The organism is Microcoleus sp. CAWBG27 (genome assembly GCF_020883145.1).
GTDB lineage: Bacteria > Cyanobacteriota > Cyanobacteriia > Cyanobacteriales > Microcoleaceae > Microcoleus.
The window spans coordinates 44,153-70,911 of the sequence record NZ_JAHREU010000020.1 but is presented as its reverse complement, the minus strand read 5'-3'; the positions used below and the strand labels follow the sequence as shown (position 1 = coordinate 70,911).

Here is a 26,759-nt window from a genome sequence, read left to right as displayed (position 1 = left end):
TTACGAATCAAAACCAACCAACTAATAAACCCGCCCCCACCCACGATACCGGGGCGGGTTTTTGGGATTTACGGTGTGGTTTCACAGACAGTAGCGAACCCGCCCCTACAGCAATTATATCTATTTTATACAAGATCAAATTCCCAATTTCAACAAATTTGTAGGGGCGGGTTCACCGAGATTTACGAATCAAAACCAACCAACTAATAAACCCGCCCCCACCCACGATACCGGGGCGGGTTTTTGGGATTTACGGTGTGGTTTCACAGACAGTAGCGAACCCGCCCCTACAGCAATTATATCTATTTTGTGCGACATCACATCACCAATTTCAACAATTTTGTAGGGGCGGGTTCGCCAAGATTTATGAATCAAAACCAACCAACTAATAAACCCGCCCCCACCCATGCAAAAACCCTTAAGCTTATTGTCCAACTGCACAGAAAGCCGCCCAGTATACGGGAGACTCATAAGGTTGATAATCCTGTTTGTAACCGCGACTGTATCTGTCTTGAATTTTCTGTTTATGTTCGCGACTCAGCAACTGCGACGCTTCCACCCATTCTAGCAAACCTTTGACAGTCAAACTCCGCAGCCACAACTGAGACTCCCGCAAAGCCACAGCCACAGCGGGCCGATTTTCCCCACGAAAAAGTTCGTAGAATTTGATGGTTAAAATCGCTGTAGATACATCATTCACAGCCCACAACGTGCTGAGTATACTCGTCACCCCGGCATAGAAAAAACCGCTAGTCAATCCGATATATTCATCTGTGGTATTTTTGGCATCGGTTAACCCAGTTTCGCAGGCGGAAAGGACTACTAAACTGCATTTGCTTAACTGTAAATCAAAGATTTCTGTCAGAGTCAGGCATTCTACGATGTCGTAGTTTTCGCCTCGGCGGGAACGAATATAACGCTTTTCGTCGGAGGGAACCCCAGGCTGGGCGGGCACGGGGGCACCGCCCCTACCAAGGTGGGGAGTTTCATTCTCAGACAAATCATCGTTTTGTAGGGGTAGTGCCCCCGTGCCTACCCTCCCCTCAGACAAATCATCGTTTTGTAGGGGTAGTGCCCCCGTGCCTACCCTCTTCATCAAGGATTTTGCAGGTGTTTCAGGGATTAGGGCGGGCACGGGGGCACCGCCCCTACGAAGAGGGGGAGTTTCTTCTCCTGTCTCCCCCCTTACCAAGGGGGGATTAAGGGGGGTTACTTTTGCGCCGGCTAGGATTAATGCGGATTTTTCGGGATTGAGAAAGTCGAAAAAGCCGTGACAGGAAAAGTGGGCGATATCGGCATTTTGCAAGCTGGCAATTTGTTGTTGCAATCCTGCTTTGCTGGCATTTTGCCGACTCAATATTTCGGCGGGATTGAAGGATTTGGCAATGGCTTCGACTTCGATGTCGGTGAAGTCTAAATCTTCTGTGGGGTTTTGGATGGCAAAAAATTTGCTGGGTGATGTGTCTTCGACAGTCAGATTTACCCGCTGAGATAATTGCAATAGTTGGCAACTGGGTGTGTATCTCACGCCGCCTGGGAAAAGTTCGAGAAGACATCCAGTTTCTACGGTTTTGTCGGCTTTTTGTCGGCTGCTGGTGAGGGCGTGTAGGGGGAATAGGTGCAGGTATCGGAAGGGAACTAAGATTAGTTTTTGGCAGTTTTCGGGGAGGCGAGAAATTATTTCGTCGATGTGCAGAATCTGGGCTAATCTTTCCAGGCGGCTGTCTAGTTGGTTTTTCCAGTTGTCGTATTTTTCCTCGTCTTTGATGTCGTCGAGATATTCCTGTTGTAACTCTTGTAATGCTTGCAAGTCTTGAGAGGAAGATTGCCAGATATCCGGTTGAGGAGAGTCGCGGGTGACAATGAAAACTTTAAAGCCGTTGTCGGTAATGTACCATTCTAAAATTGCTTCGTTTTCAGCTAACAGGCTGCGAATTTCTGCAAAACTAATCCGCTGTACTTGGCTGGGGAGGCTGCGGGCTTTGTGAAACAATTCTACTAGGTTTCTGGTTTTGCTACGTTCGACGTATTCTAGGGCGGCAGTGGAGTTTTCCATTTGTAGGCAAACTTCTACCATTGACTGATAAAGTTTATTCCATTCTTCAGCTAATTTCTGTCTGTCTGCTTCGCCGCCGATAATGATTTCACTCCGCATTAATTCGACTGTCTCGATGGCAGAGTTAAAGGTATTGTAAGCTTCTGGGAGTTGGGAATTATTCTGGTAGGTAAATCCGAGATTATATAAGGTTCCAGCATGATCTATAGGAAATGCGTCGCGGGTGCGAATTTTTAAAGCTGCTTCAAAAGCTGCGATCGCCAATTCCAGATTCTCGGCTTTTTCCCCTCTGATTCTGTAGAGGTACGCCATCCCCAAATTATTTTGACTCCTTGCCCATTCAAAGGGAAATGCGTCGGGGGTGTAAACTTCCAAGGATGCCTCAAAAGCTGCGATCGCCAATTCCAGATTCTCGGCTTTTTCCCCTCTGATTCTGTATAAGTACGCATTCGCCAAATTATTTTGACACGTTGCCCATTCAAAGGGAAATGCGTCGCGGGTGTAAACTTCTAAGGATGTCTCACAAGCTGCGATCGCCAATTCCAGATTCTCGGCTTTTTTCCCTCTGATTCTGTAGTGGTAGGCAGTCGCCAAATTATTTTGACTCCTTGCCCAGTCTTCGGGAAATGCGTCGCGGGTGTAAACTTCCAAGGATGCCTCAAAAGCTGCGATCGCCAATTCCAGATTCTCGGCTTTTTCCCCTCTGATTCTGTAGAGGTACGCCATCCCCAAATTATTTTGACTCCTTGCCCAGTCTTCGGGAAATGCGTCGCGGGTGTAAACTTCCAAGGATGCCTCACAAGCTGCGATCGTCAATTCCAGATTCTCGGCTTTTTCCCCTCTGATTCTGTTTTGGTACGCACTCGCCAGACTGTTTTGAAACCTAGCCCATTTTTCTGGATACGTTTCGCGGGTGACAACAGTTAATCCTATCTCCAGACAAGCAATAGCCACCTCTAAATTACTTGCCCGACTACCTTGCCGAAGATTTTTAAAACTAATATTCAAACCGTATAAAATATTAGCACAATTATATGCTTCTTCTGCATCCAAGGTTGGCAGAGTTTCAGTTGCCCACTCTCGCAAAAACTGGGCAAAACCATCATCTATTAATTCTAGGTTAGCTTGCAGAATCTCGATTTCTTCCTCGCTGGGACAGGTGAGGAGAGAATAAATCAGATTTTGATAGGCTTGGCGACGTACTTCGTTCATTGCTTACAACCCATGTTTTTAGAATTTTACATTCTTTGTCGGGGAAAAACAAGGGGGGAACCCGACTTGCTGAATCGTCTGGAGTCGTTGGAGTGTGCGTCATACCTCAATACGGTTTACTTAAGACTATTTATGCCCCGGAGATCCCCCTAAATCCCCCTTAAGAAGGGGGACTTTAAGAGCTTTCTTATCCCCCCCTTATTAAGGGGGGTTAGGGGGGATCTGTCTTAACTTAACCGTATTGCGTCATAAGCTGCTACGCAACTATGTCGTATAATATAGAAACAAGATAAGTAAGCGATCGCAATAATGAATCTATTCGGAATGGGCCCGGTCTCATTCAAACAAATCTCGATGATTTGCGATGGGGCAAAAAACAAGAGGAAACTAAAATGATTTCACAAACTTTAGTAGAAATTGAACGTTCTATTAGTTCCCTATCGATAGAAGAACAACTTTGGCTGCTGGAACGTATCGCTTGCCGAGTGCGGGAGAAAACTTACATAGCTAATAAACTCGCTAATGCTAAATACCTGGAAGCAGAGATAGCAGAGATGGCCAACGATCCAGATATTCAAGTTGAGATTGCTGCGATCAATCAAGAGTTTATTGTGGCAGAAATGGATGGTTTAGAAGCACTATAAGCATTCAGCGAGGGAAAATTTATTTTGTCAATCTTAACCCAGTTCATGGAAGAGAACAAGCTGGAATGCGACCTGTTTTGGTGCTTTCCATTGATACTATCTTACTTATACAATTTTTTTAAAATCGTCCAACACTCTTCGACCCCCCCTAGCCCCCCCTTGCAAAGGGGGGGGACAAGAATACTGTTGCATTCTTTTTTTAAATTGGTATTATTTAAGGTGGCGGTAGAAGACCAATTAGATTTTGAGGAGTAAGTTTAATTGAGCGGGTGTCAGATTAAAATTCCCTCTCTACGGATATTTCTGAGTAAAGGGCCTTGATAATTAGTAAACCGTTCCTCATTCATAAAGTTGCAGCTAATTACTACGTCATTGTGGAGAGACAAGTCTGCTACAATTGGAATAGTTCGATCGATTTCTTCACCGACTTGGACTTGTCCTTTGAGAACCACCAAAACATCAATATCTGAGTCGGGTTCTGCATCGCCCCGCGCTTGGGAACCGTAGAGTACCATTTGGGTAAGCCGATCGCCATACAGGAGCTCGAAGTGCGATCGCAATTCAGCTAAGATGGTCTTGAGTTTATCGTTGATTTTCATATTGGCGATCGATGTTATTTATTTACTATAGATATAATTACACTCGGCGGTTTAAATCGCACACTCTTCAACCCGCGAAGGCGGGTTTAGTTTGTGTAGACGCGGTTTAAACCGCCGTCTCAAAATAACAACTGACTGATTACCAATCTGTCAGCAACCTTGCTTTCCGCAACACAAATGTCAAGACGGTTTCTTCCCCGGTAATAATATCGGCTCTGCCCTCCATTCCCGCTTGAATTGAATACTGGCGGGGGACATTTGCCTCGGACTTTCCTGAGAATTGACGGCTGCCGGATTCGAGTTTTGTTAAATAGGTTTGTTGGGGCTTAATTGAAACTTCGTAATACGATCCACCTAAATTATTAGCGGGATTTTGAGGCGCGATCGCATCTGGGGCGATCGCACTTACTGTTCCTTTTAGTGTCCCGTAATCTGGGAAGGGTAACGCGGAAATCCTCATCTGCACGGGTTGGCCGATTTGGATGCGGGCGATGTCTTGGGATGTCACTTTGGCTTTGACTACCAGGGGTACGTCGCTGGGGACGATTTGGGCGATCGCACTTCCGGCTTGTACGGTTTGACCGGTACTTTGTACTTCCAATCTGAGAACTGTACCATCAGCCGGCGCGCGGATCACGCTATTTTCGAGTTGTGACTGAATTTGATTGAGCTCTTTTTTAGCTTGAATTAATTGTTGTTGAATGGACGATCGCTTGACGAGCAAAACCCGCCGACTTCTGCCCAGCCTCTCGGCGACATCTGGCTGCGATGTGGCGATTTTGACAAGAGCGGACTCGACTACTTCTTGGGCGGCGGAATTTTGATTTTGGATGGTTTGAAATTGGCCGCTGGCTAAAATTTGATTTTCCAAGTCCCGCAGTTGCTGGTTGATTTGCTGTGCTGCTGTTTGAGACTGATTGACTGTGTCTTGGAACTGCTTTTTTTGACTTCCCAAACGCGAAGCGTTGACAACTGCGATCGCATCTCCGGCTTTTACTGTCTGATTTTCGCTGACTGCAATGCTTTCGATGGTTCCTTCGGTTGCTGCTTGCACGACGCGCACTTCTCCGGCTGGACGGACGATCGCGTCTGCTTTGACTGTAGCACTGTATTTGGTGACGCTCGCAAGGGCGATCGCCCCGCCAAAGGTTGCCACCATCAAAATTCCCCCCAAAGTCGTCCAGCGGCTGACAGGGGGCAAAAACTCGTCGTTATCAAAGGTTTCTGCGGGCATGGGTTCGGTAGTGCGAGGCATGGCGGCTATGGGGGGTGAGAGGAATCGTTGTGAATTTTGAGTTTTTAGTTGGGCCCAGGAGGAGGCTTTTGAGTTTTCATGCCAGTTCAAATAAAGAATGCAACTCTAAGCCAAATCCAAACCCTGATTAAATCAGTCATTTTCTAACTTCAAATCTCAAATCTCAAATGGTATGACTTGGAACAGAGAGAGCGATCGCCTATTTCTTTGGTCACATTTATTTTTTAGCTTTCCGGACACCAAGCATAAGTTTAGAAGTCTAAATCAAAATTCACAGGGTTAAGGTCAAAATCCGCACAGCTTTGCCTTCGCCACCCGGAAATTTCCCCAAATATCAAGAATGGTGTACCCAGCGGGCAACTGCCATGAAAATATAGCGTTTCAGCAAGGATTCTTGGTGCTGTTACCCGGTTTTTCTGGGATGTGTACGTAAGTAACTATATATGTCTTAATAGGAGTTCCTTATGCCGGACAATCAACAAAATTCACTGTTTACCGAATTAACCGATCGAGAATCTGGGACTGTCAGCGGTGGCAGCAGTACCAGCGGTTTCAGCAGTACTAACAGTAACAGCGATACCAAGAACAGCACCAGTAATGGCGTCAATACCCTGTTTTTCGTGCCACAGCCGAGCCAGCTTTTCCTGTACGATCCGATTCGCAATCGCCCTTACAAAACTCTTGTGGTCTAGATAGCTGAGTAAAGTAGTGCGATCGGATAAATCTTAAAATTTTCTCAGTAATATTCCGGGCGATCGCCGAGGCATGGAGAAGTATTAGTTAGTAATTACACGAGGCTATCGAAATTATATAAAGTTTCTAGTTTTCGTTCAATATCATCAACTTAAATGGAGTCCAATTCATCATGCAAGAAACAAAGGAAAACTCATTGTTTGCTGAACTCACCCCTGAAGAATCAGCTAGCGTCAACGGTGGTCACTACTATTCCGAACGCTATTATGGCCGCGGCAACTGTGGCAGCCGGCGCCGTTGGGTCGTGTACCGCCGCAATTGCGACGGTTCCTTCAGAAGAGTAGTTCGCTACGGCTACTGGTAAAGTTTAGTGCCGTGAATGCCGCGATCGCGCTTATTACAAAACCTCAATAGTCTAGATAGGTGAGTCAGGTAGTGCGATCGGGTGAATTTTCAAAACTTCTCAGTGGTATTCCTGACTTTGCACAGGTATTGAGAAGTATTAGTCAGTAATTACCAGAAAGAATTGGTTGAAAGCCGGAACCTGCTCGGGAGAAATTAAAATCCGACTATTCATTACTCCAATCCTCTTCCTCCTAGGTAGAAGTCGTTCTCAAACTGTCAACTGTCAACTGTCAACTGTCAACTGTTGAAACGAGGCTATCGAAATTATATAAAGTTTCTAGTTTTCGTTCAATATCATCAACTTAAATGGAGTCAAATTATCATGCAAGAAACAAAGGAAAATTCATTGTTTGCTGAACTCTCCCCTGAAGAATCAGCTAGCGTCAACGGTGGTCACTACTCTTATTCCGAGCGCTATTATGGCGAGCGCCGCAACTGTGGCAGCCGGCGCCGTTGGGTCGTGTACCGCCGCAATTGCGACGGTTCCTTCAGAAGAGTAGTTCGCTACGGCTACTGGTAAAGTTTAGTGCCGTGAATGCCGCGATCGCGCTTATTACAAAACCCTAATAGTCCAATACGGTTCACTTAAGACAGATCCCCCCTAACCCCCCTTACAAAAGGGGGGGACAAGAATACTCTCAAAGTCCCCCTTCTTAAGGGGGATTTAGGGGGATCTCCGGCGAATAAATAGTGTCAAGTGAACCGTATTGCCTAATAGTCTAGATAGGTGAGTTAGGTAGTGCGATCGGGTGAATTTGCAAAACTTCTCAGTGGTATTCCGGATGAGCGCACAGGCATTGAGAAGTATTAGTCAGTAATTACACGAGGCTATCGAAATTAGATAAAATTTCTAGTTTTCGTTCAATCTCATCAACTTAAATGGAGTCAAATCATCATGCTAGAAACACAGGAAAACTCATTGTTTACTGAACTCACCTCTGAAGAATCAGCTAGCGTCAACGGTGGTCACTACTATCGCGATAGCTATTATGGCGACAACTGTGGCCGCCGGCGCCGTTGGGTCGTGTACCGCCGCAATTGCGACGGTTCCTTCAGAAGAGTCGTTCGCTACGGCTACTGGTAAAGTTTAGTGCTGTCAATTCAGCTCTATAACTGTGGAATCGAGAAAGCACCCATAACTTTATGGGTGCTTTTTGCTGATTGGGTAGTTGGTGATGAGTAATCTTCTTTATGCTCTACCATTATTCATTTTGCAAAATGTTAAAGAACATCCCTTTGATCGGCAAAATGCCATTATTCGGACAAGTTAACAGGTTTAAAAAATATCAGGTTGTACTCCAGCAGAGCGAAGAAGACTGCGGGGCAGCTTGTTTGGCATCCATCGCCAAATTTTACGGACAGAATTTTCCCATTAGCCGTTTGCGAGAATCTGCGGGTACAGGCCAAAAGGGGACGACTCTGCTGGGCTTGAAACAAGGCGCTGAGGCGGTGGGCTTTAATGCTCGATCCGTGCGAGCAGCGGCTGCTATTTTAGACAAAATTGACGAAGCACCTTTACCGGCTATTATTCACTGGAGCGGCTACCACTGGGTTGTTTTGTACGGAAAGCAGGGCGACAAATATGCGATCGGCGATCCGGCTGTCGGTATGCGCTATATTTCCAAAGAAGAATTAGCAGCAGGTTGGACAGATTGGCTGTGCTTGCTAGTAGACCCAGATCCCGATCGATTTTTTGCCCAAGCAGACGGTCAAGTGCCCGCCAATTCCTTACAAAAATGGATGCGTCGGGTTTGGATTTACCGCCAGCTTTTAATTGAAGCACTGTTGCTGAATGTGGTGTTGGGTTTGCTGTCGATTGCTTCGCCTTTTCTAGTGCAACTGCTCACCGACGACATTCTGGTGCGGGGCGACACGCAACTTTTGGCAAGTGTGGCGATCGCAGTTATAGTTATGAACTTATTTAGTAGCAGTTTAGGATTGGTACAGTCGAACTTGATTGCTCAATTTTCCCAGCGTTTAGAGTTGGGATTGGTCATGGAATTCGGGCGTAAATTCCTGCGATTGCCTTTAAGCTTTTACGAAACCAGACGCAGCGGCGAAATCGTCAGTAGATTACAAGATATCCAAGAAATCAATAAATTAGTTTCTCAATTTGCGATCAGCTTGCCCAGTCAATTTTTTATAGCCGTAGTTTCTTTTGTTGTCATGTTGTTTTACAGCAAGGAACTGACACTGGCTGCTACAGTCATCGCCTTGTTCATGACTGCATCTACAATAGTTTTCCTGCCCGTATTGCAGCAAAAAACGCGGAATTTATTTGTACTGGAAGCAGAAACTCAAGGTGTTTTAGTAGAAACCTTTAAAGGCGCGCTGACCGTGAAAACGACTAGCAGCGCCCAGCAACTTTGGGAAGAATTTCAAAGTCGCTTCGGCCGCTTAGCGAGTCTTACTTTTCGCACTACACAAATTGGCATTCTCAACAATATTTTTTCTGGCTTTGTTGCTTCAGCGGGCAGCATTACCCTGCTGTGGTTGGGCAGCAGTTTGGTGATTGACAAAGCATTGAGTATCGGTCAGTTGCTCGCATTTATTAGCATGAATCAAAACGTTACTACTTGGGTAACTTCCTTGGTTGAATGTACTGATGAAATGGCTCGCGTGCAGACAGCAACTCAACGGCTTTCGGAAGTCATAGACGCCGAACCAGAAAGTAAAAGCGATATTAATAAACCTGCGGTAACGCTTCAAGACCGCGATGAAATTGTTTGCAAAAATGTGAATTTTCACTACCCAGGCAGACTTGACTTGTTAGAAAATTTTTCTGTGACGTTTCCTGGCGGTCACGCAATTGCTTTAATCGGTTATTCTGGTTGTGGAAAAAGTACCCTAGCTAAGGTAATTGCTGGTCTGTATCCGCTCCAATCTGGTAATGTGAGAATTGGCGGTTACAATTTACAGGATTTGTCTCTCGATTGTCTCAGACAGCAAGTGGTTCTTGTTCCCCAAGAAGCTCATTTCTGGAGCCGTTCGATTCTCGATAATTTTCAGTTGGGGAGTCCCGATGTCACTTTTGAACAGATTGTGAAAGCTTGCAAAATTGCCGGGGCGGATGAATTTATCAGCCAATTACCGGATAAATATCAAACTGTTTTAGGGGAGTTTGGGGCAAATATTTCTGGGGGACAAAGACAGAGATTGGCGATCGCCCGTGCCATTCTCAATAACCCGCCCGTGTTGATTCTAGACGAGTCTACCGCAGGGCTAGATCCCGCCAGCGAAGCGGAAGTCTTGGAAAATTTGTTGATGTACCGGCAGGGGAAAACTACGATTTTTATCAGTCACAGGCCCCGAGTGATCGATCGCGCAGATTGGATTATTATGTTAGAGCGTGGCAGGTTAAAACTGCAAGGATCTGCTGCAAAATTGCGATCGATTCCCGGAGATCACTTAGACTTTTTGGAACCTTAAAAACTTGTAGGGTGCGTCAGCTACGATTGTCTAATCTAGAAATCGATAGACTCTAAGCTGACGCACCTTATTGCTTATACCTTTTATCAAAAATTCTCAAACAAACAATTGTTGGGCTGAGTCAAACTCAGGGTTGTTTGTCCACCCGATGTGTCAGGTGCGTCGCTACTCGAAAGTTCGATTTAATTTAAGGATTTTTATTGGCGACGCACCCTACGAATACTTAGGGCTTGCTGAATAAAACTAGAAAGCTTGCCAGATAAGGAATTTAAGCTTTTTTGGCTAAAAAAAGTGCAAGTTATAGGATTATAGAGGCTCAAAACCCTTGCACTTTCGTTATTAGTTTCTGGCGAAATTTGGGAATGCAAGCAAGAAACCTAGTATTTTTTAAGCTGTGTAGCGTCGTTTTTCCACTACGCACACTTTTTCAGCAAGCCCTACTTATTATCGAATATCCAGGAAACCCGGTTCTTTGGTTGCCAATAAAAAAAAATCAAGATTTTCACAAATTCAGAAGCTTCATTTGAATCATCTTGATTTTTTATTAGTTTTTGAAGTTGCTCTAATTCACTAATGAATGTCTTATCGTTATCGAACAATTGTTGTGCTAAAACTCTTGTGTATTCACCACTTTGCCTACAATCTTTTTGTCTCACTCCAATCTGTGTTTTTAATCCTAAAGTTTTCAGCAAACCAATAAATCGGTAAATTTCTTCTCCCCCTGATGATTTCAGCAATTCTTGGAGTTTTTCCCAATTCTGTAGCTCTTCTTGGGCGATTGTAGAGACTTCACTTTGAGATTTAACTACATCTCTGAGTACAGTCAGTAATAGTTCAGGTTCTGGTGCTTCTTCTTCTAAAATTGCTTGAATATAAGCAGCAGATTCTTCAATCTCTTTGAGGGATTCAATTAGATAATCATGGTAGCTGTGGGTTTTAGGCATCGTCTCTAGTCCTAAATTCACTGAAGTATTCTTTAGCTTTGCGAATATCTCGATCTTGGGTACTTTTATCTCCACCGCAGAGGAGCAGTATAATAGTTGAGTCTCTTTCTCCAAAATAAACTCGGTAGCCAGGGCCACAATCGATTCTTAACTCTGAAACACCCTCTCCTACTGATTTGCAGTCTCCTAAATTACCAAGAGCAACTCGCTGAAGTCTAGCTTTTATTTTAGCTTTCCCTTCGCGATCGCGCAAAGAGTTAAGCCAATCTTCAAAAGGGATTTTTCCCTCTAAGGTTTCATAGGTCTGAATTGCTCTGGGTTGGGCTTCCATACATATAGTCATGGTAACTAGGAGTTTATTGTACGATCGCCCAGGAATCTTCACAAGCTGGATATCCTTAATTGCGATCGCGATCGGGTACACCACAAGCACCCAGCCCTGTCAAGGTGTATGCTGAACCAAGCTCAAAAGCGACCTTGACACGGCTGGCAGTGTGCACCCTAATGCTTAGGAATGGCAATTTAATAACTTAAGCAATCTCGATCTTTCAATCCTTGCCTGCAAAGCTAGCGGGCGTAAAGATGCTGAAATTATTGAATTTTCATTCCTTAGTTAATGTACGCGACAAACTAGAGGAATCGCCTCTTGATTTTCCAACACCAAACCGTACTCCAAACCCTCAACCACAGCCTGACAAGAAGCATCCAAAATATTAGTAGAAACCCCCACAGTAGTCCACCGCTGCTGATGGTTGCTCGATTCCACCAACACGCGAGTTTTAGCACCAGTACCCGCACCGGAATCCAGAATTCGCACCTTGTAATCTGTCAAGTAAAAATGGGCTATCGCCGGATAAAAATTCACCAAAGCTTTCCGCAAAGCCGCATCCAAAGCCGAAACCGGGCCGTTTCCTTCCGCGCATTCCAGAATATTTGTACCGTTGACTGACAATTTCACAGTGGCTAAAGCCGTACAATCTTCGCCAACCTTATCGCAGTGAACTTGAAATCCATGAATTTCAAACCACCGCTGCCGCTTTTCCAAAGCTTCCCGCATTAACAATTCAAAAGACGCCTCAGCACCCTCAAATTGATATCCCTGACTTTCCAAATCTTTCAACTTTTCCAGAATTTGGCGGCAAGCAGGATTTTTGCGATCGAGTTCAATACCAAAAGTCTTAGCCTTCGCCAAAACATTGCTCAAACCCGATTGATCCGAAATCACAATTCGTCGGATGTTGCCAATTTTTTCCGGTTCCAAGTGTTCGTAAGTTAACGGATTTTTTGCAACCGCCGATACGTGAATTCCGCCCTTGTGAGCAAAAGCGGAAAGACCGACAAAAGGAGCGTGGTCATCGGGAGCAAGATTAACAATTTCGCTGACGGAGCGACTGACTTGAGTTAATTTCGCTAATTGCTCATCTTGAATGCAATCATAACCCAACTTGAGCTGAAAATTAGGAATCAAGGAACACAAATTAGCATTACCGCAGCGTTCGCCATAACCGTTAATAGTTCCCTGTACCATCGTCACCCCTTCCCGCACACCAGCCAGAGCATTAGCAACGGCAACTCCAGAGTCGTTGTGAGTGTGAATTCCTAACTGAATTTTAGACTTTCTCCCCTCCTTAATAAGGGGGGGTTGGGGGGGGTGAATTTCCGATTCCGAAATATCCCAAGTTTCTATTATTCCTGCCACATCACGCACAACTTGACTAACTTCGTCAGGCAAAGTACCGCCGTTAGTATCGCACAACACCAGCCATTCTGCACCAGCATTCGCCGCTGCCATTAAAGTTTTAATTGCATACTCGGGATTGTGTTTGTAGCCGTCAAACCAGTGTTCGGCATCGTAAATAACGCGCCTTCCCTGACTCCGTAAATATTCAATAGTATCTCGAATCATCGCCAGATTTTCTTCTAGCGTTGTCTTCAAACTTTCAATTACGTGCAAATCCCACGACTTGCCAAACAGCGTTACCCAGCGAGTTCCCGCCGACAAGATAGGCTGCAACATTTCATCATTAGCTGCCGTTTTTCCCGGTCGTCTGGTCGAACAAAAAGCGACTACTTCTGCTTGAATTAATGGCTGTTCTTTGAGCTGCCAAAAAAATTGTACGTCTTTAGGATTTGCTCCCGGCCAGCCACCTTCAATAAACGGAATTCCTAAACTGTCTAGCTGTCGAGCAATTCGCACTTTGTCTTCGAGAGATAAGCAGAGTCCCTCGCACTGAGCGCCGTCTCGCAGCGTGGTATCGTAGATCCAGAGCCGATTTTTCATGGGGAATTCTCAATTATCAATTGGTAATATATCACTTATCATATTAGATGAAATTATTTGAAATAAATGCGATAATATATAGGAAAATTAACATAAATGTAATCGGGGTAAATTACTGTGGTCAAGGTACAAGCGCAAGGAAAAACATTTGAGTGCGATCGCGGATCGAATCTCCGTGAAGTCTTGCTCAAAAACGGCATCGATCTCTACAACGGCAACGCCAAAGTCATCAACTGTCACGGTTTGGGGACTTGTGGCACCTGCGCCGTCACCATCGAGGGCGAAGTTTCTGACTCCGAGTGGCGCGAAAAAGCGCGGCTTTCGCTTCCTCCCCATTCTGCGGCATCAAACCGTCGTTTGTCCTGTCAGACTAAGGTTTTGGGCGATATTAAGGTGACAAAATATCAGGGTTTTTGGGGCCAAGACTCGGAGACTGTCTGGAAACCTCAAGGATAGATTTTTTGTCGGGGAAGGCTCATAGGACGATCGCCTTGCAAGATAATATGTAAGACTTGCCCAAAAATTCTCAATGTAAGGTGCACGCACCAGCTATTAGTGTCAACAAATACGTCAAATGTAGCATGAGTCTGCTGTCTGACGATTAGGCCTTCGATCCCCCCTAACCCCCCTTAATAAGGGGGGGACAAGAGCGTCTTGGGCTCCCCGCAACGATTCGGGAACAGCATCAAAGTTCCCCCTTCTTAAGGGGGAACAACAGCATCAAAGTCCCCCTTATTAAGGGGGATTTAGTAGGGTGGTTTTATTGTCAGGATAGGAAATCTCAAACTACCAAAATTATCGCTCAAAGGTCGGCTCGCGTTTGAGTCAAGGTACGTAGTTGCGCTTCAGCGCGCTCTTTATAATATTAGGAAAGAGGGCCCAAGCCCAACTACGTACCTAATTTGTCTGACGACAATAAAACCGCCCTGCTTCTTAAGGGGGATTTAGGGGGATCGGGCCGAGCGTGAGAAACGAGAGATAAAAATAATTTTAGGCGATTGTAGCATGAGTTTGCTATCTGACGATTAGGCCTTCGATCCCCCCTAACCCCCCTTAATAAGGGGGGGACAAGAGTATCAAAGTCCCCCGACTATCAGGGGGAACCTAAAACACATCGAAGTCCCCCTTCTTAAGGGGGATTTAGGGGGATCGGGCCGAGCGTGAGAAACGAGAGATAAAAAGTATTTTAGACGATTGTTGATACCAATCCATACCAGTACCTTACCCTCAAGAAAGTCCTGAGGTAAAAAAGCCAGAAAGTCCATAGAAAAGTTAATGAATTCATCTCAAGATATTCTGATTGTTGGCGGCGGAATAATCGGCCTTTCCCTAGCAGTTGAACTGAAGTTGCGAGGGGCTTCTGTCGCCGTTGTCACCGCCGATTCTAAACAACCGACGGCCCGGGCGGCAGCCGGAATGCTGGCGCCCCAAGCCGAACGAATTCCCCCGAGTCCGATGCTGGATTTGTGCCTGCAAAGTCGCGCGCTGTATGCTTCCTGGGTGGAACGGCTAGAACAGATTACGGGGTTGAAAACGGGATATTGGCGATCGGGAATTCTCGCACCTGTGTGTCAAAATGAGCCTCAACAACAGCCGTGTTTGTCAAACCTTAATTCTCAATGGCTCGACAGAGAGGCGATTCGCCAACATCAATTTGGATTGGGCGATGAAGTAATTGGCGGTTGGTGGTATCCTGACGACGCTCAAGTTGACAACCGCGCTTTATTTCGGACGCTTCAAGCCGCAACTAAAGAATTACAGATTGAGATTATTCAAGATACTGCCAAGGAAATTATTCGACATAAAAATCTAGTTTTTGGTGTAGAAACAACAGCCAGAAAATTGCAAGCAGACCGTTATATTTTGGCGGCAGGGCCTTGGTGCGAGAAGTTATTGAATGTTCCGATTTTTCCCAGAAAGGGGCAAATGCTGTCAGTCTGCGTACCAGAAAATTTGGGAGTGATTCAGCCGCTGCAAACAGTTTTATTCGGGACTGGCATTTATATTGTACCGCGTCAAGATGGCAGAATTATTATTGGCGCAACTAGCGAGAATGTGGATTTTACCCCTGGAAATACTCCAGCGGGAATTCAAAGTTTGCTAGCAGGAGCGATGAAGTTATATCCCGAATTGCAGCATTATCCGATTTTAGAGTTTTGGTGGGGATTTCGGCCGGCTACGACGGATGAGTTGCCGATTTTGGGTGCTTCTGCTTGGGATAATTTGACATTGGCAACGGGGCATTATCGCAATGGCATTTTGTTGGCTCCGGTAACTGCTAAATTGTTGGCTGATTTGATGTTGGAGCAAAAGTCAGATCCGTTGTTGGCTGCTTTTGATTATTCGAGGTTTGGATTTTAAGCACTTACTTAAGCTTATATCTATTGGTACAGAATGTCTCTTACTTCTTAGGTACGTAGTTGCGCTTCAGCGCTCTTTGGCGTTGCTTAATCAGGGTATGAAAATGGACAACTTAAAAATTCAGCTATATTGACTGAATCGCTTGTTTGATTTTTTCACATTGAGTCGTTCATCGCGTAAATTAGCAACGCCCAGCGCTGTTTAAATAGGATTTAAAGAGCGCTGAAGCGCAACTACATACCTTGATGTAACAGTTGCGTCCCGGCCTGTGAGTAAGTCCAAATTAGTTAGATTCTGGTTTTTTGGGTTGGTTCAATTCCCTGCATTTAAGCGCAGCCAAATCGTAAGCATTTTGGTAATCTTTACCGCCTAACATGACATCGCCGTAATATTCATAGGGTTGATTTCCGTAAACAGGCAGCGGGTCGTCTTCTGGATAATCTTCTTTTGACTCCTCTAGAATTGCTTTGAGTTTCTTGACGCTCAATCGCTGGGCGGGGAAGTAATGAATGTCTTGAGCGCTGAAGCCCAGATGCGGAAAAGTTGGGTCAAGAATTCGCTCGTTTAGTTCAATCCAGCTATACTCGATGGGTTTGTAAGGTGCTCCGGGTGCAGCTAAAAATCCTTGGACGTAAATTGCGCCTTCGGTGGTTAAGGCTGCTTTGGAAGCGTTATCAAAGCAGTTTTTCCGGTTGCTTTTGATGCGAGTGGCGATTTCAATAGAAAGCGTCTCATCTAACAGTTCGCTCATAATTCCTTCGAGTCGCGTGTGCGATTAGATTGTAGCAAGTCGGAGCTGCGATCGCAAAAAACGAACGATCGCCAATAACAATCGCTCCTCAAATTCCCGTTTCCACGAGTCGAGCCAAAATCCTCTGCGGTGGTGGATGTTGTGTCACATTTGGGTTTCGGGGGCGGTTTGTCAAAGGCGCAGGCGGGGGTGATACAGGCCGAAAAGTCGATCGCCCGCATCAACTTCCCGGCCAATAAAAAGATTTTGGAGTCGCGCAATATGTGATTTATTGCTCGATGGGCACATCAGCTAGACGGCTCCACTCATTCCACGATCCATCGTAGTTTCGGACGTTGGGATAGCCCAGTAAATACTTCAAAACAAACCAGGTATATGCAGAACGTCCACCAATAGCACAGTAAGGAAACACTTGCTTGTCAGCCGTAATCCCCTGGTTGCTGTAGAGAGTGTATAACTCCTCGGCTGACTTAAAAGTTCCATCTTCATTCAGAGTGAGAGTATGCTCAAGATGCACCGCCCCCGGAATATGTCCCCCGCGTTCGGCCCCTTCTGGTGGTTTTAGCATAAATACTTCGCCACAGTATTCTTGAGGGGTACGGACATCCAGCAACACGCAATCTGTCCGATTAAGAGATGCCTGAACCTCTGCTTGTAGAACCCGCAAATTCGCATCTGGAGATTTTGCACGGTACTGAGTGGGTGCGAAGCTTGACAACTCTGATGTCAGCGGATAACCTTCTGTTACCCATTTCTGATATCCGCCGTTGAGTACATATACTTTGTCATGTCCAAATAATTTCAACAGCCAGAAGATCCAAGCTCCTGTAGCGGGATTACTACCGCAAGCAATCACAGTCGTTTCAGGGAAAATTCCCGATCGCGACAGCAATTTTGCGATCGCAATTGGATCTAGATTTATGCCGAGATTAGGTGTCAGAATATCTGCAAAAATATTCCAGAAAACTGCACCAGGAATGTGAGCATCTTTGTATGGCTCTGGATTCATATCAACTTCAACGACACGCACAGTCGGATCGTTGAGACGATCCATCAGCCATTGCGTATCTACCAAAACTTCTGGGTGAGTATATTGGGACATCGGTTTTATCCTGTCATTTGCATTAAAACTAAATGAAGCGCGTACCTATGTAGCAAAGTGGCTAAATGCTGCACGGATGGCGATGAACCACACCATCAGGGTTGAGAATAGGTAGAGGTAGAAGCGCAGCAGGATCAGATTGAATGTACAATGAACGATGCTGTGCAAAGCGCGAAAGCCAACGAAGATCCAAGCCGCATTCACATAAACTGCATCTACCTGGTTGGTGATGAAAAGGTATAGCACCAGCGCATAAAACAGGACGGGAATCTCGAACAAATTCTTGAAGTTATCGGAGGGATTAGATACCCCTGGTGGCGAGATTTGCGCCAGCATACCAGGTACAGCCAGCTCCTTCGGGGCGAGCTTTGTATTGTTGAGGAAAGTGATACGGCGGATGTAGAGATAAACCCAGACTACCAGTGTCACAAACACCATTGCAAAGAAGGGACTGAAAATTGCATTTTGCATAATTTTTACCTATCAAACTCGCTCATTCTGAAGATGGGCGGGCGATAAAATGCGCCCTACGCTATGTACAAGACTTGAAGAAACAAAGACTAACGTAAATCCAATCAGAGGATGGAGTACCTCTAGGTGAAAAGGAGTCTTGAGATGAATGGTCAAAAATTGTAGTCCCAGCAGTACGGGTAGACTTGCGGTGAGACGTTGTATTTGAGGTGAGAATGGAGTGACGAGCGACCATCCGAGTAATAATAATGACAGCCCGCTATATCCTCGGACTAGCCAAACATGAATATCCCACCACGCAGGATTGACAAAGTAAGCGACTCCAACCGTTAACAATTGAGCAATCAAGCAGAGGTTAAAGACGACTGAAGTCGCATAAAAGCCGATCGGCATCCAACGCATGGGAGTGCGATCGCGCTCAATTTCGGAATTGATGGTCATGTCACGTTTTTTTTGATACTGTTGATAATATAAGCTGAGTAATTCAGCGATCGTAGACCCCGATCGGGTACACTTTTTGCTATCACGACGATGACAAATTCCTTACAGCCTTTATTTGAAGCAATCAATCAAGTCAAGAATGAACAAGATCTGCGATCGCAAGTCGTGCCGCAAATCGGCGAGTATTTTGCCGCTTTGCGATCGGGAGTCTTTTTCTTTGACCAACTGCCTTTGTTAGATAAAAAATTTCATAAAACGCTGGAAATTGCACTATCAATCGAACACAATCCTATTGCACGTTATCTAGTTGAGCGCCATTCTCCAGTCCACGAAGCACTGGTAGCATCACCCAAAGTTTGGACGATGATTTGTCCTCGCCCCGATCATTGGCACGTGATGGCGGGGCCGATTGTAAGTTGCGGTCAATTAGTGGGTGTATTTGGCTGCACTCGGGAACAATCAATGCCTGCTTTTGATACACAAAATATAGCTGATTTGAGTGGAATTTGTTTGCACTTATCTGTCTGGAGTGCAACAGTGCGCGCGCCATACCAGCCTTTCAAAACCAATCGCTTAACGCCTCGTGAATTGGAAATTGCCGAGTTGGTGGCTTTGGGACGAACTAACGCCGAAATTGGGACTGAACTTTGGATTACTGAAAATTCTGTGAAGCAAGCTCTGAAGCGAATGTTCCGCAAGCTTGAGGTTTCATCCCGCGCGCAGATGGTGGCACAACTTTCTGCTACAAAACACCACGCACCTAGCGTAAAACAGTCTGTATCAGATTTGGTGCCCAACGGCGATCGATAACATTTTGCTTGCGCCCTCCCTCACCGATTAGCCAGCCGTGTAGTATAGCCTTTCTCAAAAAGATGAGGTATAACTGATAGCCCACACAACCCTTAAACGTATAGGGCCCAAGCCCAACAACATACCTCATCTTTCTGAGAACCGCTATAGTATGGTATAATTTGATGTTATGTCAATCACCTGCAATCTAAACTATATTCTCACCTAAGCACTTATCCACACTACAGACATACTGAATGAAAAGCGCGATCAAAAAGTCGGATTTTGTGCTATCTCCTTACATGAAGAGCAACAATTTCAAGGCTACATACCAACTACTCAATACAGTCATCCCCTATACATTTTTATGGTTTTTAGCATTTAAAGCTGCTGCCATTTCTGTATGGCTGCTGCCACCGATAATCGTGTTGATGACACTCTTTTCAGGACGTTGTTTCTCTTTGATGCACGATTGCGGACACTATTCTCTGTTTAGTTCCAAAAAAGTCAATCGCACAGTGGGTTTTCTGCTAGGTATCATCAATGCAATTCCTCAGTACCCCTGGTCTAGAGGACACGCTTACCATCACAAAAATAATGGTAACTGGGATATGTACCGAGGCCCTTCGGCGTTAATTTCCACCGAAAAGTTTGCGGCACTCAGTCCATTTAACCAAAAAATCTATCAATTGCTCAGACACCCGCTGATGCTGTTTCCTGGTGGCTTTTTCTACCTGATTATCAAACCAAGACTGGCGCTAATCTTGGGAATTGCTGGTTTTATCCGACATACTTTTGATTGTCTAAATCAAGATTTAGGTATGGGTTTATCTAGAATAATTGCCTCCTACAAATCCAAACATTGGTATACGACGGCTGAGTTTTGGGATTTACTCTTCAACAATATTTGTGTGGTGGGTAGCTGGTTTTATCTGGGTAACTTACTTGGGTTTGGGTTTTTCTGGAGTGTTTACTCAATTGTGATGACTTGTTCGGCGGCGATATTTATCTGCATCTTCTTTGTGCAGCACAATTTTGAGGGTTCCTACGCTCACAAGACAGAGGGCTGGGACTATCTGCTGGGCGCGATCGAAGGCAGCAGTTATCTCAAATTACCAGCTATTCTCAATTGGTTTTCGGCTGATATTGCTTACCACAATATTCATCATCTCTCTGAGCGAATTCCTAATTACAATCTTCGGGCGTGTCACAATGCTAATCTGCACCTGCTTGGTAATTCAAGAATTCTGACAATTCGCGAGATTCCTGATTGTTTCAAGTTCATTCTGTGGGATGCTGCTTCAGATAGTCTGCAATCGATCGCATCATTTCAAGAAAAAGCTGAAAACCAGGCGGTTGCGACCGCTTCTCTACAAGTAAAACAGACATCTCTAAGTTGAAGAACAACTGCTGAAAATCCTGTTATTTTTTCATTCCCTGGGTTCTAGGACATAGTTGGTGTCAAGCGGGTTTCAAACGCCGTCCGATATTTGTCTCAATTGGTTACAATAAGTTAATCGCCATACTTTTGTCGGCAATTTTCTCCTGTATTCTGCTCTGGAAAAAAGGTAAAAAAATGAATTTATTTGTTGTTGTACTTGGAGTTTTGTTTGTACTGCTTGCGATCGCCCTTCTGATCTATTTAATCACGGCTCGCCCTTATCAATCATCCGACTCCGTGGCCAATTCCTACGACGAATGGACGGAAGACGGGATTTTGGAGTTTTATTGGGGCGAACACATCCACTTGGGGCATTACGGTGCACCGCCACAACGCAAAGATTTCCTCGCCGCCAAATCGGATTTTGTGCATGAAATGGTGCGCTGGGGAGGCTTGGATAAATTACCTGCCGGCACTACAGTCTTAGATGTGGGCTGTGGAATTGGCGGTAGCAGTCGCATTCTGGCACAGGATTATAAGTTTGCTGTCACTGGAATTACGATCAGCCCGCAGCAAGTTAAACGCGCTCAAGAATTAACTTCCCCAGAGCTCGATTTGCAGTTTCGGGTGGATGATGCTATGGCGCTGTCGTTTCCAGATGCGAGTTTTGATGTGGTTTGGTCGATCGAAGCTGGGCCGCATATGCCAGATAAAGCCGTGTTTGCGAAAGAGTTGATGAGAGTCGTCAAGCCCGGTGGCGTGCTGGTTGTAGCTGACTGGAATCAAAGAGACGATCGCAAAATCCCGCTCAATTTCTGGGAGAAACCCGTAATGAAACAACTGCTGGATCAATGGTCGCATCCGGCTTTTTCAAGCATCGAGGGCTTTTCAGAACTTTTAGAAGCAACGGGGTTTGTAGAGGGCGCTGTAACCACCGCAGATTGGACGCAAGAAACCCTTCCTTCATGGATAGATTCTATCTGGCAAGGTATAGCTAGACCGGCCGGATTAGTACGTTTTGGTGTATCGGGTTTCATCAAGTCTCTGCGAGAAGTACCGACTCTTTTACTAATGCGTTTAGCATTTGGTGCGGGGCTTTGTCGCTTTGGAATGTTCCGCGCACTCCGAGCCAATTCGGTAGAGAGAAGACTGGCGGTTGAAACCGCATCTACACAGGCAAAACCCGGATGGTGCGCGGGTTGAAGATATAGCGGTTCTCAGAAAGATGAGGTACGTTGTTGGGCTTGGGCCCTCTTAGTTTGAGGGTTATATAAGCTGTCAGTCATACCTCATCTTTTTGAGAAAGGCTATATTGCAATTAAACATTACGTTGGCTAAAAAGAAGACTGGCGGTTGAAACCGCGTCTATACAGGCAAAACCCGGATGGTGCGCGGGTTGAAGATAGTGCAATTAAACATTACGTTATTCTCTTCAGTCCGCGGAGGCGGACTTCGTTTGTGTAGACGCGGTTTCAACCGCCGTCATCGTTTGTGTAAACGCGGTTTCAACCGCCATCTTCCCTATCTTATTTGAATATGAGCTAGATCATAGAAAGCTTTCGGAGAATTTGGCAAACTGAGAGTAAGGTTAAATAGGAGGTCAAATCAATGACCAATACTACTCTCAATTTGCAGACTGCACCCGGCCATGCAGTCCTAGTGGCGGCTGGTAAGAAAATGCTGAGGCCGGGGGGGAAAGCTGCTACCGAAATGTTATTTGAATGGGCGGATTTTGGGCCTGGGGAGACTGTTTTAGAGTTGGCTGCTAGTTTTGGATATAGTTCGATCGCCCTTGCTGAACGTTTTGGCGTTAAAGTAGTGGGAGTTGAGAAGAATCCCGACAGTGTGGCGCGCGCTCGTGCTAACGTTGCAGCAGCGGGTTTGGGCGATCGAGTCCAAATTGTGGAAGGAGATATTTTTCACTTGGATCGGATTTCCCAAGAGTTTGATTGGGTGTTGGCTGAAGCTATCCTGACGATGCAGTCAGGGTGGGGGAAAGCTAAAATTATATCGGGAATTTGCGATCGGCTAAAACCGGGCGGCAAGTTTCTTTCTCACGAACTTTTAGCCAGAAACCGAGAATCAGAAATTCACAAAGCTTTGTCGGAAGTGATTCGGGCTAATTCCACGCCGTTGTCTGAGTCGGGCTGGATTGCGGTTTGCCAAAATGCGGGTTTGCTGGTAGAAAAGTGTCAAACTGGGGCGATGGGACTCCTCAACTTGCGGCGGATGCTTGAGGATGAAGGGTTTGCGGGCACTGTGCGAATTTTGTGGAATGTTCTAAGTAAAGCGCAAATTCGCGATCGGGTTTTAGCAATGCGTCGAGTTTTCCAGCATTACCAACAGGATTTAGGCTACATCATCATCTGTGCCAAAAAACAATCTTAAACCTGTTTCCAAAAAGAATCCAACTATAGCCCCGATTCTCAACCTTAATTCATCAGTCATCCCAATTCAAAATCCAAAATCTAAAATCGCCTTAGGGAGTCAAAAATTATGACTGCTACCATTTTACCGCTACAATCTTCAGCAATCCAACTCAGAGATACAATCGAATATCCCGCCGCCGGAGTGCTGACGAAAATTTTAGTCAAAGACAATAATTGTCAGCATACTTTAGTTTGTCTCGCTGCGGGTTCGGACATTGCCGAACACAGTTCGGCGCGGAATGCCACAGTTAATGTACTCGAAGGAAAGGGAATTTTGACTCTGGAAGGCAAGGATATTGTCTTGGAACCGGGAGTGTTTGTATTCATGCCCGCTCGCGCTCCCCACGCTTTGAAAGCTGAAGAAAACTTGGCATTTATTTTGACATTTTCCGAGTGAAATAATACCGGGCGAATGGAATTCGTGAGAATAATACCGGGCGAATGAAATTCGCGGCTACACAAACAAAACCCGCCTCCGCGGGTTGAAGAATGAGTGGTTAAAATTACCTAATATTCAGTCCGCGTCGGCGTCCTGGGGTTTTTATAGACGCGGTTTCAACCGCCGTCTTACTTCAGTCCGCGTCGGCGTCCTGGGGTTTTTATAGACGCGGTTTCAACCGCCGTCTTACTTCAGTCCGCGTCGGCGTCCTGGGGTTTTTATAGACGCGGTTTCAACCGCCGTCTTATCGGATTGTTAATCTATTTCATCTCCAGAGGCGAGATTCTCCAATTTTCCCCAATCCAACACAGTAATTTTTCCCCCTCGACTGTAGGATACAAACGGCTTTAGTTTCTTAAACAACCGCACGCATTCTTCATAGGTGATGCCAATACTGCGAGCAATTTGATAGTAGGGAAAACGTTTTTCTAAACATACACTATTATCCACAATATTCGTACCTTGCTCGATCGCAAAGTAATGAATGAATCTCGCCAGCCGCACGATCGCCCTTTCCGACACCAAACCGTGTACAGTCTCGTGCAGTTGCTGCAACCGCTGGTTAAAAACCGCCAATATTCGCAAAGCAATCTCAGGATTTTGCCGAATTGCTGCTAGCAAAAATTCCCGTTCTGTGGTAAGAACTTGCACGTCAGTTTCTGCCGTCACCGTTGCCAGCGCAACTCCGTTACCCAGCAAAGCAGGTGCGGCAAAAATATCTCCCTGAAATAAAGTGCGTAAAATTGTTTCTTTGCCCGCCGCCGCTGTTTTTGCCACCCGCAGCGAACCGCTCAAAAGCGTGTATAATTTTTCGGGGATGCGATCGCCCTCATACATCACAACTTCTCCCTGTCGGTAAGTCCGAATTGCTGTATGTTCTTGCAATCGCTCTAATTCAGTTCGGTTTAAGCTGGCAAATATCCCAATTTGAGCCAGTTGCTCGACAGTTGCTTTCATACATTTAACTTTAGGCGATCGGAGTCCATTGAGAGTATAATAACGGTGAATTCAGAATATATCGAGATCGGCAGAGACATCTACGAAAACGCAGAACCGGAATATCAGCGATATTATTTTGATGAGATAGCTGGCGGATTTGTACTCATCCACCAACAACACAATCTTAATAATTCTGAAATCTTTGTTGCTGAAGTTTTAGCTAAAATGGGAAAAAGAGTTAAACTTTTGAGCGAGCAAGCAGCAGAAGGTACGAGAACGCCAGATGCTGAGATAGACGGTCGGATTTGTGAATTTAAGGAGCTAACAGAATCTACTAGAAATATCAGGTATCGAGTTCAAGAAGGAATCAGCAGGGCCAAACGTCAAGGTGCAACAGTCGTAATTATCCATATCAATCGAAAAACTTACGAGTTTTGGAAGATAAACGACGGCATCAGAAAAGCTTTTTATTGGGACGAAGCTCAACTGATTCAAGCAATTATATTAGTATTCAACAGCGAAGAAGTTCAAAATATTGCTAGGGAGGAATGGGAAAATGGAAGACGTTTTTAATGAATTTGAAGAAGCTATACAAGTCGGCTTAAAAAATCATATGTCGCGAGAAGCGAAATTGATTACAGTTGGGCAAATTGTTTATGCAGTTACTCGTGATGAGCTGACAAATAAAGAAGGTTTGCAACTGGAAGAGATGTTGGGCGGTAGAGAACAGTGGAAAGAAGCGCTTGAGTACAGTATTTTTGGCTATCCAGTAGATACGGCAACGCCACCTTTAGACAAACCTCTAATTATTGCTGGCAAAACTTTTCATTCTCGCTTGATGACGGGGACGGGAAAATATCGCAGCATTGCCGAAATGCAGCAAAGTGTCAACGCTAGTCGGTGCGAAATTGTGACTGTGGCTGTGCGGCGAGTGCAAACAAATGCTCCCGGTCATGAAGGATTGGCAGAGGCTCTTGATTGGACTAAAATTTGGATGCTGCCCAATACTGCTGGTTGTCAAACTGCGGATGAGGCGGTTAGAGTAGCTCGTTTGGGTAGGGAAATGGCGAAGCTTTTAGGGCAGGAAGATAATAATTTTGTCAAGTTAGAAGTGATTCCTGATGCTAAATATTTGTTGCCAGATCCGATCGGCACTTTGCACGCCGCAGAGCAATTAGTCAAAGAAGGTTTTGCCGTTTTGCCTTACATCAATGCCGATCCGCTGCTGGCAAAACGCCTAGAAGAAGTCGGTTGTGCGACTGTCATGCCTTTAGGTTCGCCCATCGGTTCGGGGCAAGGGATCAATAATGCTGCCAATATTCAAATCATTATTGACACGGTGAATATCCCTGTGGTGGTGGATGCAGGGATCGGCACTCCCAGCGAAGCAGCCCAAGCAATGGAAATGGGCGCCGATGCACTGTTGATTAATTCTGCGATCGCCAATGCTCAGAATTCTCCGGCCATGGCAAAAGCAATGGGAATGGCCGCAGAAGCGGGACGTTTAGCGTACTTAGCAGGAAGAATGCCGGTCAAAGATTACGCGATCGCCTCTTCTCCTCAAACTGGCACTGTCACGTCCAAATAAATTCCTCGATTTGTCAGGGCGCTTGATAGTCTTTTTTGGTACAGTAATGGAAATCAAAAATATCGAGGATTGTTGCCCATGCCTTATACTACCGAAGAAGACGGACGCTTGAACAACTTTGCCAAAGAGCCGAAGATGTACGACGCCATACCTCCCAACAAGAACCAGCAACGGAACTACATCATCCTGGGTGTTGCAGGAGCCTTGTTAGTCGCTGGTTTGGTGTTTGTGGCTGCTTCTGTGTAAAAACTGGGCTGAGACTCAAAGCTGCTTCAAATCGCAATTTTAAATAATCATTGAACAAACCATGTTTTCCTACCAAGGTCAACATGGTTTTTGTGTTTCAATAAAAAGCAGGTAGTCGCAATAGTCCTGAAGCGTGCCTCGCGAGCTGGAAAACTATCATAAGACAAGCAGAAATTGGGTTTTTTCCTCTGGGCCGTCAAGTTCAGGGACTTGGGTGGCAATTAATCAGACGCGAGCGTCAGTAGATTTTAGATTTTAGATTTACTCCATAGATAAATCTGGGAGATTGAACAGGAGTCTGAAA

29 protein-coding genes are annotated in these 26,759 nt (G+C 45.4%); 17 read left to right on the top strand and 12 right to left on the bottom strand.

All coding sequences use genetic code 11. From position 1 onward, the window contains the following. Window positions 1-189: 189 nt before the first annotated feature. Both QZ938_RS13965 and QZ938_RS13960 read right to left on the bottom strand, forming a co-directional pair. The gene (locus tag QZ938_RS13965) at window positions 190-441 is read right to left on the bottom strand and encodes a hypothetical protein (RefSeq protein WP_293363288.1); all 252 of its coding nucleotides are present in this window, start codon (window positions 439-441) and stop codon (window positions 190-192) included. Beyond that, a complete protein-coding gene (locus QZ938_RS13960) occupies window positions 425-3,268 on the bottom strand; it encodes a CHAT domain-containing protein (protein ID WP_293352087.1) in 2,844 nt (947 codons plus the stop codon). Before QZ938_RS13960 ends, QZ938_RS13965 begins: the two co-directional genes overlap by 17 nt. A gap of 392 nt (window positions 3,269-3,660) precedes the next feature. Between QZ938_RS13960 and QZ938_RS13955 the strand changes: the two genes are divergently transcribed. Both QZ938_RS13955 and QZ938_RS13950 read left to right on the top strand, forming a co-directional pair. Further along, window positions 3,661-3,912 carry a hypothetical protein gene (locus QZ938_RS13955; protein ID WP_293208993.1) on the top strand — a complete coding sequence of 84 codons (252 nt, stop codon included), beginning with the start codon at window positions 3,661-3,663 and terminating at the stop codon, window positions 3,910-3,912. After that, window positions 3,909-4,034, top strand: a complete 126-nt coding sequence (locus tag QZ938_RS13950) for a type II toxin-antitoxin system PemK/MazF family toxin (protein ID WP_363318840.1) — start codon at window positions 3,909-3,911, stop codon at window positions 4,032-4,034. The genes QZ938_RS13955 and QZ938_RS13950 overlap by 4 nt, the downstream gene beginning before the upstream one ends. Window positions 4,035-4,184: 150 nt before the next feature. Here QZ938_RS13950 and QZ938_RS13945 read toward each other — a convergent pair whose 3' ends face one another. Then, the gene (locus tag QZ938_RS13945) at window positions 4,185-4,511 is read right to left on the bottom strand and encodes a nucleotidyltransferase domain-containing protein (RefSeq protein ID WP_293352085.1); all 327 of its coding nucleotides are present in this window, start codon (window positions 4,509-4,511) and stop codon (window positions 4,185-4,187) included. A gap of 139 nt (window positions 4,512-4,650) precedes the next feature. Next, window positions 4,651-5,766: an HlyD family efflux transporter periplasmic adaptor subunit gene (locus tag QZ938_RS13940; RefSeq protein ID WP_293352083.1), complete on the bottom strand. Its 1,116-nt coding sequence runs from the start codon at window positions 5,764-5,766 to the stop codon at window positions 4,651-4,653. A gap of 464 nt (window positions 5,767-6,230) precedes the next feature. On the opposite strand from QZ938_RS13940, the gene QZ938_RS13935 reads away from it, so the two are divergent. The 5 genes from QZ938_RS13935 (at window position 6,231) to QZ938_RS13915 (ending at window position 10,293) form a co-directional block, all read left to right on the top strand. Then, a complete protein-coding gene (locus tag QZ938_RS13935; protein ID WP_293352080.1) occupies window positions 6,231-6,458 on the top strand; it encodes a secretion protein HlyD in 228 nt (75 codons plus the stop codon). A 173-nt stretch (window positions 6,459-6,631) separates the two neighbouring features. Beyond that, window positions 6,632-6,823, top strand: a complete 192-nt coding sequence (locus QZ938_RS13930; protein WP_293352078.1) for a hypothetical protein — start codon at window positions 6,632-6,634, stop codon at window positions 6,821-6,823. A gap of 363 nt (window positions 6,824-7,186) precedes the next feature. Then, window positions 7,187-7,384 carry a hypothetical protein gene (locus QZ938_RS13925; RefSeq protein WP_293352076.1) on the top strand — a complete coding sequence of 66 codons (198 nt, stop codon included), beginning with the start codon at window positions 7,187-7,189 and terminating at the stop codon, window positions 7,382-7,384. A 375-nt stretch (window positions 7,385-7,759) separates the two neighbouring features. After that, on the top strand, window positions 7,760-7,948 hold the full coding sequence (locus tag QZ938_RS13920; protein ID WP_293352074.1) for a hypothetical protein: 189 nt from the start codon (window positions 7,760-7,762) through the stop codon (window positions 7,946-7,948). Window positions 7,949-8,082: 134 nt separating this feature from the next. Next, complete coding sequence (locus QZ938_RS13915) at window positions 8,083-10,293, top strand: peptidase domain-containing ABC transporter (protein WP_293352072.1); 2,211 nt, start codon at window positions 8,083-8,085, stop codon at window positions 10,291-10,293. Window positions 10,294-10,730: 437 nt separating this feature from the next. On the opposite strand, the gene QZ938_RS13910 is transcribed toward QZ938_RS13915, so the two are convergent. The 3 genes from QZ938_RS13910 to cimA form a co-directional block, all read right to left on the bottom strand. After that, complete coding sequence (locus QZ938_RS13910) at window positions 10,731-11,237, bottom strand: hypothetical protein (RefSeq protein ID WP_293363286.1); 507 nt, start codon at window positions 11,235-11,237, stop codon at window positions 10,731-10,733. After that, window positions 11,230-11,568, bottom strand: coding sequence for a type II toxin-antitoxin system RelE/ParE family toxin (locus tag QZ938_RS13905; protein WP_293352116.1), 339 nt, complete (start codon window positions 11,566-11,568; stop codon window positions 11,230-11,232). Before QZ938_RS13905 ends, QZ938_RS13910 begins: the two co-directional genes overlap by 8 nt. Before the next feature lie 282 nt (window positions 11,569-11,850). Next, on the bottom strand, window positions 11,851-13,518 hold the full coding sequence (gene cimA / locus QZ938_RS13900; protein WP_293131820.1) for a citramalate synthase: 1,668 nt from the start codon (window positions 13,516-13,518) through the stop codon (window positions 11,851-11,853). A 117-nt stretch (window positions 13,519-13,635) separates the two neighbouring features. Here cimA and QZ938_RS13895 point away from each other — a divergent pair, with 117 nt between their 5' ends. Both QZ938_RS13895 and thiO read left to right on the top strand, forming a co-directional pair. After that, window positions 13,636-13,974 carry a 2Fe-2S iron-sulfur cluster-binding protein gene (locus tag QZ938_RS13895; protein ID WP_293148139.1) on the top strand — a complete coding sequence of 113 codons (339 nt, stop codon included), beginning with the start codon at window positions 13,636-13,638 and terminating at the stop codon, window positions 13,972-13,974. Between the two features lie 819 nt (window positions 13,975-14,793). Next, a complete protein-coding gene (gene thiO / locus QZ938_RS13890) occupies window positions 14,794-15,879 on the top strand; it encodes a glycine oxidase ThiO (protein WP_293352068.1) in 1,086 nt (361 codons plus the stop codon). Between the two features lie 283 nt (window positions 15,880-16,162). Here the strand turns inward: thiO and QZ938_RS13885 are convergent, their stop codons facing one another. From QZ938_RS13885 to QZ938_RS13870, 4 genes are all read right to left on the bottom strand, one after another. Further along, window positions 16,163-16,630, bottom strand: coding sequence for a hypothetical protein (locus QZ938_RS13885; RefSeq protein WP_293148143.1), 468 nt, complete (start codon window positions 16,628-16,630; stop codon window positions 16,163-16,165). A 268-nt stretch (window positions 16,631-16,898) separates the two neighbouring features. Next, on the bottom strand, window positions 16,899-17,732 hold the full coding sequence (locus tag QZ938_RS13880) for a sulfurtransferase (RefSeq protein ID WP_293352066.1): 834 nt from the start codon (window positions 17,730-17,732) through the stop codon (window positions 16,899-16,901). Between the two features lie 45 nt (window positions 17,733-17,777). Beyond that, window positions 17,778-18,203, bottom strand: a complete 426-nt coding sequence (locus tag QZ938_RS13875) for an MAPEG family protein (protein WP_293352064.1) — start codon at window positions 18,201-18,203, stop codon at window positions 17,778-17,780. Window positions 18,204-18,215: 12 nt separating this feature from the next. After that, on the bottom strand, window positions 18,216-18,644 hold the full coding sequence (locus QZ938_RS13870; protein ID WP_293352062.1) for a DUF6220 domain-containing protein: 429 nt from the start codon (window positions 18,642-18,644) through the stop codon (window positions 18,216-18,218). A 90-nt stretch (window positions 18,645-18,734) separates the two neighbouring features. On the opposite strand from QZ938_RS13870, the gene QZ938_RS13865 reads away from it, so the two are divergent. From QZ938_RS13865 to QZ938_RS13845, 5 genes are all read left to right on the top strand, one after another. Then, complete coding sequence (locus tag QZ938_RS13865) at window positions 18,735-19,454, top strand: helix-turn-helix transcriptional regulator (RefSeq protein WP_293352060.1); 720 nt, start codon at window positions 18,735-18,737, stop codon at window positions 19,452-19,454. A 236-nt stretch (window positions 19,455-19,690) separates the two neighbouring features. Continuing rightward, complete coding sequence (locus tag QZ938_RS13860) at window positions 19,691-20,833, top strand: fatty acid desaturase (protein ID WP_293352057.1); 1,143 nt, start codon at window positions 19,691-19,693, stop codon at window positions 20,831-20,833. A gap of 176 nt (window positions 20,834-21,009) precedes the next feature. Next, window positions 21,010-22,017 (top strand): methyltransferase domain-containing protein, encoded by a 1,008-nt coding sequence (locus tag QZ938_RS13855; protein ID WP_293352051.1) that lies wholly within the window; start codon window positions 21,010-21,012, stop codon window positions 22,015-22,017. Window positions 22,018-22,422: 405 nt separating this feature from the next. Beyond that, a complete protein-coding gene (locus QZ938_RS13850; protein ID WP_293352049.1) occupies window positions 22,423-23,202 on the top strand; it encodes a methyltransferase domain-containing protein in 780 nt (259 codons plus the stop codon). A gap of 108 nt (window positions 23,203-23,310) precedes the next feature. Continuing rightward, window positions 23,311-23,640 carry a cupin domain-containing protein gene (locus QZ938_RS13845; protein ID WP_293152232.1) on the top strand — a complete coding sequence of 110 codons (330 nt, stop codon included), beginning with the start codon at window positions 23,311-23,313 and terminating at the stop codon, window positions 23,638-23,640. A gap of 297 nt (window positions 23,641-23,937) precedes the next feature. Here the strand turns inward: QZ938_RS13845 and QZ938_RS13840 are convergent, their stop codons facing one another. Next, window positions 23,938-24,639, bottom strand: a complete 702-nt coding sequence (locus QZ938_RS13840; protein WP_293152229.1) for a Crp/Fnr family transcriptional regulator — start codon at window positions 24,637-24,639, stop codon at window positions 23,938-23,940. Window positions 24,640-24,684: 45 nt separating this feature from the next. On the opposite strand from QZ938_RS13840, the gene QZ938_RS13835 reads away from it, so the two are divergent. The 3 genes from QZ938_RS13835 to QZ938_RS13825 all read left to right on the top strand — a co-directional run bounded on the left by QZ938_RS13835 (window position 24,685) and on the right by QZ938_RS13825 (window position 26,455). Beyond that, window positions 24,685-25,194: a hypothetical protein gene (locus tag QZ938_RS13835; RefSeq protein ID WP_293152226.1), complete on the top strand. Its 510-nt coding sequence runs from the start codon at window positions 24,685-24,687 to the stop codon at window positions 25,192-25,194. Further along, window positions 25,178-26,209: a thiazole synthase gene (locus QZ938_RS13830; RefSeq protein WP_293152223.1), complete on the top strand. Its 1,032-nt coding sequence runs from the start codon at window positions 25,178-25,180 to the stop codon at window positions 26,207-26,209. The genes QZ938_RS13835 and QZ938_RS13830 overlap by 17 nt, the downstream gene beginning before the upstream one ends. Window positions 26,210-26,287: 78 nt before the next feature. After that, window positions 26,288-26,455 carry a ssl1498 family light-harvesting-like protein gene (locus QZ938_RS13825; protein WP_293152220.1) on the top strand — a complete coding sequence of 56 codons (168 nt, stop codon included), beginning with the start codon at window positions 26,288-26,290 and terminating at the stop codon, window positions 26,453-26,455. Window positions 26,456-26,759 lie beyond the last annotated feature (304 nt).

Bases quoted from the DNA above. Each gene is read 5' to 3' on its own strand.
- QZ938_RS13960 (WP_293352087.1), bottom strand. From the start codon at position 3,268: ATGAACGAAGTACGTCGCCAAGCCTATCAAAATCTGATTTATTCTCTC.
- QZ938_RS13955 (WP_293208993.1), top strand. From the start codon at position 3,661: ATGATTTCACAAACTTTAGTAGAAATTGAACGTTCTATTAGTTCCCTA.
- QZ938_RS13945 (WP_293352085.1), bottom strand. From the start codon at position 4,511: ATGAAAATCAACGATAAACTCAAGACCATCTTAGCTGAATTGCGATCG.
- QZ938_RS13940 (WP_293352083.1), bottom strand. From the start codon at position 5,766: ATGCCTCGCACTACCGAACCCATGCCCGCAGAAACCTTTGATAACGAC.
- QZ938_RS13935 (WP_293352080.1), top strand. From the start codon at position 6,231: ATGCCGGACAATCAACAAAATTCACTGTTTACCGAATTAACCGATCGA.
- QZ938_RS13930 (WP_293352078.1), top strand. From the start codon at position 6,632: ATGCAAGAAACAAAGGAAAACTCATTGTTTGCTGAACTCACCCCTGAA.
- QZ938_RS13925 (WP_293352076.1), top strand. From the start codon at position 7,187: ATGCAAGAAACAAAGGAAAATTCATTGTTTGCTGAACTCTCCCCTGAA.
- QZ938_RS13920 (WP_293352074.1), top strand. From the start codon at position 7,760: ATGCTAGAAACACAGGAAAACTCATTGTTTACTGAACTCACCTCTGAA.
- QZ938_RS13915 (WP_293352072.1), top strand. From the start codon at position 8,083: ATGTTAAAGAACATCCCTTTGATCGGCAAAATGCCATTATTCGGACAA.
- QZ938_RS13910 (WP_293363286.1), bottom strand. From the start codon at position 11,237: ATGCCTAAAACCCACAGCTACCATGATTATCTAATTGAATCCCTCAAA.
- QZ938_RS13905 (WP_293352116.1), bottom strand. From the start codon at position 11,568: ATGGAAGCCCAACCCAGAGCAATTCAGACCTATGAAACCTTAGAGGGA.
- cimA (WP_293131820.1), bottom strand. From the start codon at position 13,518: ATGAAAAATCGGCTCTGGATCTACGATACCACGCTGCGAGACGGCGCT.
- thiO (WP_293352068.1), top strand. From the start codon at position 14,794: ATGAATTCATCTCAAGATATTCTGATTGTTGGCGGCGGAATAATCGGC.
- QZ938_RS13885 (WP_293148143.1), bottom strand. From the start codon at position 16,630: ATGAGCGAACTGTTAGATGAGACGCTTTCTATTGAAATCGCCACTCGC.
- QZ938_RS13880 (WP_293352066.1), bottom strand. From the start codon at position 17,732: ATGTCCCAATATACTCACCCAGAAGTTTTGGTAGATACGCAATGGCTG.
- QZ938_RS13875 (WP_293352064.1), bottom strand. From the start codon at position 18,203: ATGCAAAATGCAATTTTCAGTCCCTTCTTTGCAATGGTGTTTGTGACA.
- QZ938_RS13870 (WP_293352062.1), bottom strand. From the start codon at position 18,644: ATGACCATCAATTCCGAAATTGAGCGCGATCGCACTCCCATGCGTTGG.
- QZ938_RS13865 (WP_293352060.1), top strand. From the start codon at position 18,735: ATGACAAATTCCTTACAGCCTTTATTTGAAGCAATCAATCAAGTCAAG.
- QZ938_RS13860 (WP_293352057.1), top strand. From the start codon at position 19,691: ATGAAAAGCGCGATCAAAAAGTCGGATTTTGTGCTATCTCCTTACATG.
- QZ938_RS13855 (WP_293352051.1), top strand. From the start codon at position 21,010: ATGAATTTATTTGTTGTTGTACTTGGAGTTTTGTTTGTACTGCTTGCG.
- QZ938_RS13850 (WP_293352049.1), top strand. From the start codon at position 22,423: ATGACCAATACTACTCTCAATTTGCAGACTGCACCCGGCCATGCAGTC.
- QZ938_RS13845 (WP_293152232.1), top strand. From the start codon at position 23,311: ATGACTGCTACCATTTTACCGCTACAATCTTCAGCAATCCAACTCAGA.
- QZ938_RS13840 (WP_293152229.1), bottom strand. From the start codon at position 24,639: ATGAAAGCAACTGTCGAGCAACTGGCTCAAATTGGGATATTTGCCAGC.
- QZ938_RS13830 (WP_293152223.1), top strand. From the start codon at position 25,178: ATGGAAGACGTTTTTAATGAATTTGAAGAAGCTATACAAGTCGGCTTA.
- QZ938_RS13825 (WP_293152220.1), top strand. From the start codon at position 26,288: ATGCCTTATACTACCGAAGAAGACGGACGCTTGAACAACTTTGCCAAA.